General features: G+C 70.8%; 7 protein-coding genes and 2 pseudogenes. 2 read left to right on the top strand and 7 right to left on the bottom strand.

Translation table 11 applies throughout. From position 1 onward, the window contains the following. Positions 1–212: pseudogene (locus tag AB0M20_RS10615) on the top strand (cryptochrome/photolyase family protein); the annotation flags it as partial. Between the two features lie 18 nt (positions 213–230). Here AB0M20_RS10615 and AB0M20_RS10610 read toward each other — a convergent pair. The 4 genes from AB0M20_RS10610 to ndk all read right to left on the bottom strand — a co-directional run bounded on the left by AB0M20_RS10610 (position 231) and on the right by ndk (position 6303). Next, positions 231–908: a lysophospholipid acyltransferase family protein gene (locus AB0M20_RS10610; RefSeq protein ID WP_364296671.1), complete on the bottom strand. Its 678-nt coding sequence runs from the start codon at positions 906–908 to the stop codon at positions 231–233. An 80-nt stretch (positions 909–988) separates the two neighbouring features. After that, positions 989–4096, bottom strand: a complete 3108-nt coding sequence (ileS, locus tag AB0M20_RS10605; protein ID WP_364296669.1) for an isoleucine--tRNA ligase — start codon at positions 4094–4096, stop codon at positions 989–991. A 230-nt stretch (positions 4097–4326) separates the two neighbouring features. Next, a complete protein-coding gene (locus AB0M20_RS10600) occupies positions 4327–5853 on the bottom strand; it encodes an alkaline phosphatase D family protein (RefSeq protein ID WP_364296667.1) in 1527 nt (508 codons plus the stop codon). Between the two features lie 39 nt (positions 5854–5892). Next, positions 5893–6303: a nucleoside-diphosphate kinase gene (gene ndk, locus AB0M20_RS10595; protein WP_364296665.1), complete on the bottom strand. Its 411-nt coding sequence runs from the start codon at positions 6301–6303 to the stop codon at positions 5893–5895. 140 nt (positions 6304–6443) lie between these two features. Here ndk and AB0M20_RS10590 point away from each other — a divergent pair, with 140 nt between their 5' ends. Further along, entirely contained in the window at positions 6444–8507 is a 2064-nt protein-coding gene (locus AB0M20_RS10590; protein ID WP_364296663.1) for a VOC family protein, read from the top strand. A gap of 21 nt (positions 8508–8528) precedes the next feature. Here the strand turns inward: AB0M20_RS10590 and AB0M20_RS10585 are convergent, their stop codons facing one another. The 3 genes and pseudogenes from AB0M20_RS10585 to AB0M20_RS10575 form a co-directional block, all read right to left on the bottom strand. Beyond that, positions 8529–8885 (bottom strand): DUF4233 domain-containing protein, encoded by a 357-nt coding sequence (locus tag AB0M20_RS10585; protein WP_364296661.1) that lies wholly within the window; start codon positions 8883–8885, stop codon positions 8529–8531. Then, on the bottom strand, positions 8882–10153 hold the full coding sequence (locus tag AB0M20_RS10580; protein ID WP_364296673.1) for a folylpolyglutamate synthase/dihydrofolate synthase family protein: 1272 nt from the start codon (positions 10151–10153) through the stop codon (positions 8882–8884). The genes AB0M20_RS10585 and AB0M20_RS10580 overlap by 4 nt, the downstream gene beginning before the upstream one ends. A 50-nt stretch (positions 10154–10203) precedes the next feature. Further along, positions 10204–11055 (bottom strand): annotated as a pseudogene (locus AB0M20_RS10575) (class I tRNA ligase family protein); the annotation flags it as partial. Positions 11056–11133: the final 78 nt, after the last annotated feature.

Genomic DNA, 11133 nt, shown 5'->3' with positions numbered 1-11133 from the left:
ACTACTGCGGCGGCTGCCGGTACGACCCGGCGGTGCGGGTGGGCGACGACGCCTGCCCGTTCACCGCCGGATACTGGGCCTTCCTGGAGCGCAACGAGGCCAAGCTGCGGAACAACCACCGGATGCGGCAGCCGTTGCGGGGGCTGGGCCGCCTCAAGGATCTCGACGCGCTGGTCGAGCAGGAGAAGGCCCGCGGCAGCCGAGCCCCGTGAGCACTGTGGCGACGGGTTCTACGGCGACGGGTTCTTCGCCGGCGCGTACCTGGGCACGTACTCCTGGCCGGTGAGTTTTTGAATCTCGCTCATCAACTCGTCGGTGAGCACCCGCAGCGCGGTGCGGTCGTCGGGACGGCCCTCGGTGTCGATCGGCTTGCCGAACTTGATCGTCACCTTCCCCCAGCCCACCGGCTTGGGGTAGGGCTGGCCGATCGGCTGCACCTTGTCGGTGCCGATCACCCCGACGGGGATGAGCGGCACCCCGGCGGCCACCGCGAGCCGCGCCGCGCCGGTGCGGCCGCGGTAGAGGCGACCGTCCGGCGAGCGCGTGCCCTCGGGATAGATGGCGACCGAGTCGCCGGCCTTGAGCACTGGGATCGCGCCGTCGAACGCGGTCAGCGCCGCCCGGCCGCCGGCCCGCTCCACCTTGATGGCGCCGAGGCCCTCCATGATGAAGCGGTTGAACCGGCCGCGAAGCCCGGCGCCGTGGAAATACTCCGACTTCGCCCAGAAGGCGAGGTGTCGCGGCACCACCGCACCGAGGAAGAGCTCGTCGGCCACGGACAGGTGGTTGCCCGCGAAGATCGCACCGCCGGTCTGCGGGATGTTCTCGAGGCCTTCGACCTTGGGCCGCCAGCCGAGAATCATCGCGTTACCGACAGTGATCTTGCCGAACGAGTACAGCAGCGGCAATTCGCGCTCCGGAGGGGATCAGGCGTGACATGGGGGCGACATGAGGTTAACGGACCGGAAGCACGATCACCTCGCTGAACTCATCTCGACTTTGCCACCAGTACGGTCACCGCCTCGCCGTCGCCGACCTCACCGCCGAACCCGCCGGCCACGTCGCCGAAACTCAGCGAGGTCGCGAGCGTCTCGGCCGACACGAAGTCGCGGTGCGTGTCGACCGCCGCCCGGACCGCCTCCGACGCCGACAGCGTCAGGTCGATCCGGTCGGACACGTCGAGATCCTTCTCGCGCCGGGCCTGCTGGACGACCCGGATCAGGTCGCGGGCGACGCCCTCGGCGGTCAGCGCGGGGGTCACCGCCGTGTCGAGCACGACCACGCCGCCGGGCAGCGCGGCTGAGTTCTCCGCGTCGGTGGCGACCATCCGCAGCTCGTACTCCCCCTCCTGCAGGGTGATGCCGGCCGCGACCGGCGCGCCGTCGACCAGCTCCCAGTCGCCCGACTTGACCGCCTTGATCACCTGCTGCACCTGCTTGCCGAGCCGCGGCCCGAGGACGCGCGGCACGACCGTCAACACCTGCTCGCAGTAGGTGGCGACATCGTCGGTGAAGACCACGTCCTTGACGTTGACCTCGTCGGCCAGCAGGTCGCGGAACGGCTGCAGAGCCGGCGCGTCGACGGTCGCCACGGTCAGCCTCGCCAGCGGCAGACGCACCCGCAGCCCCTTGGCCTTGCGCAGCGACAGCGCCGCCGAGGCCACCTCCCGGACGGCGTCCATCGAGGCGACCAGCGTGTGATCGGTCGGGTACGCGTCCACCGAGGGGAAATCGGTCAGGTGCACCGACCGCTCCCCCGTCAGCCCGCGCCAGATCTCCTCGGTGGTCAGCGGCGCCAGCGGGGCCATCACCCGGCAGAGCGCCTCGAGCACCGTGGCGAGGGTGTCGAACGCGTCCTGGTCGCCGGCCCAGAAGCGGTCGCGGGACCGGCGCACATACCAGTTGGTCAGCGCGTCGAGGTAGGACCGCACGGACTGGCAGGCGCCCGAGATGTCGTACTCGTCCATCTGCCGTCGCACGTCCGCGACCAGCTCGCCGGTCTTGGCGAGGATGTACCGGTCGAGGAGGTGCTCGCTGCGGGCGGCGCCGGCCTCGACGCCGGCCGCGTTCGCGTACAGGCTGAAGAAGTACCAGACGTTCCACAGCGGCAGCAGCACCTGCCGCACCGCGTCGCGGATCGCCGTCTCGGTGACCGGCATGTCGCCGCCGCGCAGCACCGGCGAGGACATCAGCATCCAGCGCATCGCGTCCGAGCCGTGCGACTCGAACACCTTGTAGACGTCCGGGTAGTTGCGCAGGGTCTTGGACATCTTCCGGCCGTCCTCGCCCAGCAGGATGCCGTGGCTCAGGCAGTTGCGGAACGCGGGCCGGTCGAACAGGGCGGTGGCCAGCACGTGCATGGTGTAGAACCAGCCGCGGGTCTGCCCGATGTATTCGACGATGAAGTCGCCCGGGTAGTGGTGCTCGAACCAGTCCTTGTTCTCGAAGGGGTAGTGCACCTGGGCGAACGGCATCGACCCCGACTCGAACCAGCAGTCCAGCACCTCGGGCACCCGGCGCATGGTCGACCTGCCGGTCGGATCGTCCGGGTTGGGCCGGGTCAGCTCGTCGACGTACGGCCGGTGCAGGTCGGTGACCTTCACGCCGAAGTCCTTCTCCAGCTCGGCGAACGAGCCGTAGACGTCGACCCGCGGGTACTGCGGGTCGTCCGACTTCCACACCGGGATCGGCGAACCCCAGAACCGGTTGCGGGAGATCGACCAGTCGCGGGCGTTGGACAGCCACTTGCCGAACGAGCCGTCCTTGATGTGCGCCGGCGTCCAGGAGATCTCCTGGTTGAGCTCGACCATCCGGTCGCGGAACTTCGTCACCGCGACGAACCACGACGACACCGCCTTGTAGACCAGCGGGGTGTCGCAGCGCCAGCAGTGCGGGTAGGAGTGCGTGTAGCCGTCGTGCCGCAGCACCACGCCCCGCTCCTTGAGCACGCTGATCACCGGCTTGTTGGCGTCGAAGACCTGCAGGCCCTGGAAGTCCGGGACCAGCGAGGTGAAGCGGGTGTGGTCGTCGACGGTCACGATCGTCGGGATGCCGGCCGCGTTGCAGGCGTTCTGGTCGTCCTCGCCGAACGCCGGCGCCATGTGCACGACCCCGGTGCCGTCCTCGGTGGTCACGAAGTCGGCGCCGAGCACCTGGAACGCGCTCGGCCCGGCCGGCTCGACCAGGAAGTCGAACAGCGGCGTGTATCGGCGGCCCACCAGCTCACGGCCGAGGACCGTGCCGACCCGTTCAAAACCGTCCAATTCCTTCGTGTACGCGGAAACGCGGGCGTCCCCCAGCAGCAGTTTCTGGCCGTCCTTCTCGAGCACCGCGTACTCGATGTCGGGGCCGACGGCGAGGGCCAGATTGGACGGCAGCGTCCACGGCGTGGTCGTCCACACCGCGATGTCCTCGCCCGTCTCGAGGCGGAACCGGACGGTCAGCGCCGGGTCGGTCCGGTCGCGGTAGACGTCGTCCATCCGCGTCTCGGTGTTGGACAGCGGCGTCTCGCAGCGGAAGCAGTAGGCGAGCACCCGGAAGCCCTCGTACACCAGGCCCTTGTCGCTCAAGGTCTTGAAGGCCCACATCACGGACTCCATGTAGTCCGGATCCAGGGTCTTGTAGTCGTTGGCGAAGTCCACCCAGCGGGCCTGGCGCGTGACGTAGCGCTCCCAGTCCTGGGTGTAGGTCAGCACGGACCGGCGGCAGGCCTCGTTGAACTGCGCCACCCCGAGCTGGACGATCTCGGCCTTCGAGGTGATGCCGAGCTGCTTCTCCGCCTCCACCTCGGCGGGCAGCCCGTGGGTGTCCCAGCCGAACCGGCGCTCGACGTGCCGGCCGCGCATGGTCTGGTAGCGCGGGACGACGTCCTTCACGTATCCGGTGAACAGGTGCCCGTAGTGGGGCAGGCCGTTGGCGAACGGCGGGCCGTCGTAGAAGACGTACTCGTTGCTGCCGTCCGTGCCGGCCGGGCGCTGGTCGACGCTGGCCTCGAAGGTCTTGTCGGCCTGCCAGTGCTCGAGCACGGCCTCCTCGACGGCGGGCAGGTCGGGGCTGGCCGGCACGCCGGCGGCGTCAGTGTGCTTCGGGTACACCATGTCTCCTCGCAGCTCTCATGACTGCGAGGACGAGCCTCAGGCCCGCGGTACCACCTCGCTTGACGGCTGTCACACCGCCCGCTCGTTCACCGACGTCTGCGCGTGTCGGTCGTCCGCCCGGTTCTAGTGAGGCTCTCGCCCGTTCTTCCGGAAGCTCCCCGGTGATGGCCGGTTCGTCGCCCGCATTCGTTTCCTGCGGAGACAACGATACCGGCCGCCACCTGATTCCATTACGCGGGTTTCAGGGTGGTGCTCCAGAGCGAAGCGCCCTCGCGGTCGCGCAGGTGCACGGTGAACGCGCCGGATCGCCCGTCGATGTTCACCTCGCCGAAGTGCTGGAAGCCCTCGGCCGGGGACGTGTTGGCGGCCGGCGGCACGTGGCTGTAGGCGAGCCGCGGCCCGAAGGTGCCGTCCAGCGCGTTGGGCCCGAAGGCGCCGGCGTGCGCCGGTCCGGAGACGAACTCCCAGAACGGCGTGAAGTCCTGGATCGCCGCCCGCGCCGGGTCGTAGTGCTGGGCCGCGGTGTAGTGCACGTCCGCGGTGAGCAGGACGATGCCGGTCACGCCGGCGCGGTGGGCCGACTGCAGCACCTGGGCGAACTCCAGCTCGCGGCCCTTCGGAGCACCCGGGTCCCCCTGCGCCACGCCCTCCTGCGCCGTCGCGCCGTCCGGCACCACGACGCCGAGCGGCAGGTCGTTGGCGATCACCTTCCACGTGGCCCGGCTGCGCTCGAGCCCGCGGATCAGCCACTCCCGCTGCTCACGCCCCAGCAGGCCGCGGTTCGGGTCGGCGTAGGTGTTGCCGTCGTTGACGTCCTTGAAGGTGCGCATGTCCAGCACGAAGACGTCCAGCAGCGGGCCGTAGCTCAGCTTGCGGTGGACGGCGCCCTGCGACCGCGGGGTCGGCACCCACTCGTGGTACGCCCGGTGCGCCCGCGCCGCGAGCACGTCGACCCGCTTCTCGGTGTACCGCGCGTCGTCGAGCACCTCGCCCGGATACCAGTTGTTGGTCACCTCGTGGTCGTCCCACTGGTTGATCTGCGGCACCTCGGCCGCGAACCGCTTGTACGCGTCGTCGAGCAGGTTGTACGCGTACTGTCCCCGGAACTCCTTGAGCGTCTCGGCGACCTTCGACTTCTCCTCGGTGACCAGGTTGGTCCAGACCCGGCCGTCGGGCAGCGTCACCGATGGCAGCAGCGGGCCGTCCGCGTACACGGTGTCGCCGCTGTGCAGCAGGAAGTCCGGCCGCCGCCGGCGCATCGACTCGAAGAGCTTGAGACCCCCGTACGCCGGGTCGATCCCCCAGCCCTGACCCACCACATCGCCGGTCCAGACGAACCGGATGTCATCGCGCCGCGTCGGCGCCGTGGTCAACTTGCCGCGCAGACCCGCACTGACCAGGCCGGGCCGGTCAAGGCTCTCCACGGTCACCCGGTAGTGCAGACGCTCGCCGGCCGGCAGGCCGCGCAACCGCACCTTGCCGGTGAAGTCGGTCTCCGGCGTGACCACCGGGCCGCGCACGATCCTGGCGCCCTTGAGATCGGGGCGTCTGCTCACCTGCACCCACATCCGCCCGGGACGGTCGGCGCGGGTCCACACCACCGCTTCGCTCGCGGTCGCGTCACCGCTCTGCACGCCATGGGTGAGGACCGGCCGTCCGGAGGGCTGGAACGCGAACGCGGGTGCGCCCGCGACGGTACTCGCGACGCCGCCGGCCAGCCCGGCCCGGAGCAGCGTGCGTCGATTGATCGAGGTCATGATGATGGCCTATCGGCTCGACATGACCACGAGGTGAACTCAGCCCAGGTCGGGGAACCAAAGCTGCAGCTCGCGCTTCGCCGAATCGGGCGAGTCGGACGCGTGCACCAGGTTTTCGCGGTTCGACAGCGAGAGATCGCCGCGGATCGTGCCGGCCGCCGCCTTGCGCCCGTCGGTGGCGCCGATCATCGCGCGGACCACCTCGATCACCTCGTCGCCGGAGAGCACGACCGCGACCAGCGGCCCGCTGGTCATGAACTCCTTGAGCGGCGGATAGAACGCCTTCTCCACGTGATCGGCGTAGTGCTGGTCGGCCAGGACGGCATCCATCGAGCGCAGGACCATCGCGTCGACCGTGAGCCCCTTGCGCTCGAACCGGCCGATGATCTCCCCGACCAGGCCCCGGCGCACGGCGTCCGGCTTGATCAAGACGAGCGAGCGCTCGGTCACGACAGTCCTCCCAGGTGATGACACGCGGAATGTCAGCCTATCGGTACCGTCCGCGCGGTGCGCCGCAACCTCCGGTAACCGCACTTTCGCTCCACCCACGCCGCCGAATAGCCTGGGTGGAAGCAACCAGGAGGTCCACTGTGGCGAACCAAACCGGCCGACCCGTCGCGCCGGCGCGCAAGCTCGTCGCCGCCGTGCTGGGCACCTTCGCGGTCTTCGTGATGGTGTTCGGCCTCGGCCTGTCCAGCTGGCCGATCGTCGCGCTGGGCGCTGCGCTGCTGGCGCTGGCCATCGCGCTGGGCATGGTGAACGTGGTGCGCCGCGGCGCCCGGGCCTGGGTGGCCGGGCACGGCCAGGTCAAGGCGATCTCCGAGCCGCCCGCCTCGGGGGCGTACGGCCGGGCCGAGTTGCAGCTGGTGGTGGTCGCGCCGGGCCTGACGGTGACCGAGGTGCTGGTCCGCGACCCGCGGATCCCGGTGGGCAAGTGGCCGCAGCCGGGCGAGACGCTGCCGATCACGGTGGACGTCGACGACATGCGCCGGGTGCGGATCGACTGGTCGCAGGTCGACGACCGCAGCGACGACGGCGACCCGCCGCCGCCGAGCTTCGAGCCGGCCGACGAGTTCCTCGACGACGACCTGCTGGGCGATCCGGAGCCGCCGCCGTGGGCCAATCGCGACCGCTCCTGGGGCCGTGGTCCGGCGGAGCCGTCCTCGCCCGCCCCGGACTACCCGGAGTACGCCGACGAGGAGTTGCGCCCGAGCGCGGTCGTCGTGCACGACACGCCGGGCGGCAAGGTCGTCGAGGGCCAGGTGGTCGACGAGGACGACGTCCCGCGTGTCCTCCCCCAGCGCGCCCCGCGCCCGCCCGCCGCTTCCCCCGCTGATTCGCCTGCCGCTTCCCCTGTTGCTTCCCCCGGTCTCGACACGCCGGCACCTCAGCCCGCGGACGAGCCCTCCACCGCATCGGCGGCCCAGCCCTCCGCCGAGTCGTCCGCCGCCTCGACGGCGATCGTCGAGGACGACGACGATGAGCAGGAGGCGGCGGTCGAGCCGGATCCGCCCGCCGACCCGCCCCGACGGCGTCCGAGCCCACGCCCTCGCCGGCCGTCCGAGCCCACCTCGGATGACTTCACGGCGGCCCAATTCGCCGGCGCGACCCCGGCTCCGGCGACACCACCGCCCGGTGTGGTCCCGGAGCAGCGTGCCGGCGACGCGCCCGACCACGACGACATTGATCTCCCTCTGGACGATCGACGCCCCGCCGCGGACCCGACGGACTCCGGTGGCCACGACGATGCCGCGGACCTTCCGCTGATCGTTGATCCCGAGCCGGCACCGGAGTTAGGCCCGGAGGCCCGCCAGGCCATGGACGAGGGCCTCATCGCCCCACCCGCCGACGCCGAGCCGCCGGGCCGTCCGTGGGTCGCCGGCAGCACCGCGGCCAGCCCGCCCACCCATGACCAGGACGCTGATCCGGATCAGCGTCGAGTGTTCTCCGGAGCCCACCCGGCCGTAACCACCCCGGACGACGAGGCCGACACATCTGCCGCGTCGTCACCGATCATCAGCGGCCTGGACACCCCGCCGGCCGATGAGTCCCACAAGCCGGTCAACGGCTCGGCGGTCGGAGTCGGGGCGGCCGCCATCAAGCCGGACTCAGAGAAGCCATCTTCCGAGAAGCCGAAGTCCGAGAAGCCGAAGTCCGAGAAGTCGGGCATCGAGCCGCGCTCCGGCCGGCCGTGGGCCGATCTCGAGGGCGGCGGTTACCAGCCCGACGACCGCACCGACGACCTCATCACCGCGTACCCGAGTGCCCGCCCCGGCCCGGCCGGAGCCATCCACGGCGTGGGCATCACCGTCCTGGTTACCGACCTCGACCGGTCGACCGACTTCTACCGCGACACCCTCGGCTTCCACCAGATCGACAACGGCCCGGGCAGCGCCGTCCTGGCCTCGGGCGACACCCGCCTGGTCCTGCGGACCGTCCATTCACTGGCCTCGGACATCGGCCGCCTGATCTACCTGAACCTCGAGGTCGGCGACGTCGACGCGGTCTACGACGAACTCAAGGCCAAGGGCGTCAAGTTCCTGCACGGCCCGCGCCCGGTCAACCGCGGCGACAAGCTGGAGCTGTGGGCGGCCACCTTCTACGACCCCGACGGCCATAACATCGCCGTCACCCAGTGGCGGGCCATCCGGTAGGCCGGATCCAATGCTGCCGGCTCAGCCCAGGATGCTGCGCCGCACGTAGGTGGCGTAAGCCCAGGCCGCGCCGAAGATCAGGCCGAGCGCGGCCAGCGACCAGTGCACCAGCCCGGCGGCGAGCAGCAACACCTGCAGGGCCGTGCCCACATGCCACGCCCAGGACCGCTTCATCATGCCCGCGACCAGTGCGCACAGCACCGCCAGCGCCACCACCACGCCGATGCCCCAGCCGCTCAGGTCACCGCCGGAGATCCGGATCGGCTGGATCGCCAGCAGCAGCACGATCGCCTCGAGGGCCAGCGTGCCCGCGCCGAGCCCACGCACCGCCGCCTGCGGATTGCGCAACCCGGACCTGCGCGGCTCCTCCCCCGTCATCGCTTGAGCAGTTTCCGCGCGTCCGCGACCGTCACGATCGACCCGGTGATCAGCACGCCGACGCCGCTGAGCTCGCCGTCGGTGTCGGACTCGGCGATCACCACGGCCTCCTCGATCGCGTCGGGCATCGTCTGCGCGACGGTCACCCTGTCCTCACCGAAGATCTCCACCGCGATCTGCTCCAGCTCCTCCAGCGGCATCGTCCGCGGCGAGCTGTTGCGGGTCACGACGATGCGCGCCGCGATCGGCTCGAGCAGGTCCAGCAGCCCGGCCGCGTCCTTGTCGCCGAGTACCGCCACCACGGCGACCAGGTGCCGGAACGTGAACTCCTCCTCCAGCGCCGACACCGTCGCGGCCATGCCGTGCGGGTTGTGCGCGCCGTCCAGCAGGATCGTCGGCGCGCTGCGCACCCGCTCCAGCCGGCCGGGCGAGTCCACCGTCGCGAAGCCCTCGCGCACCACCTCGACCTCGAGCTGCTTGTCCTTGCCGGCGCCGAGGAACGCCTCGACCGCGGCGAGCGCCAGCGCGGCGTTCTGCGCCTGGTGCGCGCCGAACAGCGGCAGGAACACCTCCTCGTAGACACCGCCCAGGCCCTGCAGTGTGAGCATCTGCCCACCGACCGCGATGTCGCGCTGCACGACCCCGAACTCGCTGCCCTCGCGGGCCAGCGTCGCGTTCATCTCGAGGCAGCGCTCCAGGATCGGGCGCATCGCCTCCTCGGTCTGGATCGCGCTGATCACGGTCGCGCCCTGGTGGATGATGCCGGCCTTCGCCCAGGCGATGTCCTCGATGGTGTCGCCGAGCCACTCGGTGTGGTCGAGCCCGATCGGCGTGATCACGCAGACGCCGGCCTCGATGACGTTGGTCGCATCCTCCTCGCCGCCGAGGCCGACCTCGACCACGGCCACGTCCACCGGAGCGTCGGCGAACGCCGCATACGCCATCGCGGTCGTCATGTCGAAGTAGGTCAGCGGCTCGGAAACCCGCGCGTCGATCAGCTCGGCCAGCGGCGCGACCTCGTCGTAGACCGCCGCCAGCCGCTCCTCCGACACCGGATCGCCGTCCAGGCTGATCCGCTCACGCACGGTTTCCAGGTGCGGGCTCGTGTAGCGCCCGGTGTGCACGCCGTGCGCCCGCAGCAACGAGTCGATCATGCGGGCGGTCGAGGTCTTGCCGTTGGTCCCGGTCAGGTGGATCGCCGGGTACGCCCGCTGCGGGCTGCCCAGCACGTCCATGAGGTCCCGGATCTTCTGCAGGTCGAAGGCCATGCGGGTGAAGCCGCGCCCGAGCAGCGCGGCCTCCACCTCTTTGTATTCGCTCACGAGGACGTCAACGCCTGCAGGGCCGCCGTAATTCTCGCGAGATCGGCCTCGGCCGTCGCCAGCCTGTCCTTGATCTTGGTGACGACCTGCTCGGGCGCCTTGCCCACGAAAGCCTCGTTGCCCAGCTTCGCCCGGCACTGCGCGGCCTCCTTCTCGGCGGCCGCACGGTCCTTCTCCAGCCGGGCCCGCTCGGCGGCGACGTCGATCGTGCCCCGGGTGTCCAGGTCGACGGTGACGCCGCCGGTCACCGCCAGCGTGGCGGTGGCCGTGAAGCCGTTCACCGGCGCGTCCAGCCGCACGAGCGACCGGATCAGCCCCTCGTGCGTGTCGATGCCGAGGTTGCCGAGGCCGGTCAGCGCCGCACTCACCCGCTGGCCGGGCCGCAGCCCCTGGTCCGACCGGAACCGCCGCACCTCGGTCACCACCTTCTGCAGGGCGGTCAGCTCCTCCTCGGCGGCGTCGTCGACGCGGCCCGGCTCGACCACCGGCCACGCCGCGGTCACCACCGTCCGGCCGCCGGTCAGCCCGGTCCACAGCTCGTCGGTCACGAACGGGATGACCGGGTGCAGCAGCCGCAGCAGCTGGTCGAGGACGTGCCCGAGCACCCGCCGGGTCTTGTCCGCCTCGGGGCCGCCGGCCGCGAGCACCGGCTTGCTCAGCTCGACGTACCAGTCGCAGACGTCGTCCCACGCGAAGTGGTAAAGCGTGTCGCACACCTTCGCGAACTCGTACCCGCCGAACTCCTCGTCCACCTCGGCGATCACGTGCTGCAGCCGGGACAGCACCCAGCGGTCGACCGCGTTGAGCTCGCCCTGCGGCGGCAGCTCACCGTCGATCGTGGATGCGCCGGGCCAGCTTGGCCGCCTCGTCCAGCGCGGCCCGCCCGTCGGGCGTGTCCACGTACGCGACGCCGATCCTGCCCTTCC

This window comes from Actinoplanes sp. NPDC051633 (assembly GCF_040681735.1).
Taxonomy (GTDB): domain Bacteria; phylum Actinomycetota; class Actinomycetes; order Mycobacteriales; family Micromonosporaceae; genus Actinoplanes.
The sequence above is the reverse complement of the archived record's forward strand: the minus strand, read 5'-3'. Positions and strand labels throughout refer to the sequence as shown.

Coding starts and splice junctions, on each gene's coding strand:
- AB0M20_RS10585 (WP_364296661.1), bottom strand. CDS start 8,885: ATGACGGGGGAGGAGCCGCGCAGGTCCGGGTTGCGCAATCCGCAGGCG.
- AB0M20_RS10600 (WP_364296667.1), bottom strand. CDS start 5,853: ATGACCTCGATCAATCGACGCACGCTGCTCCGGGCCGGGCTGGCCGGC.
- AB0M20_RS10580 (WP_364296673.1), bottom strand. CDS start 10,153: ATGGCCTTCGACCTGCAGAAGATCCGGGACCTCATGGACGTGCTGGGC.
- ileS (WP_364296669.1), bottom strand. CDS start 4,096: ATGGTGTACCCGAAGCACACTGACGCCGCCGGCGTGCCGGCCAGCCCC.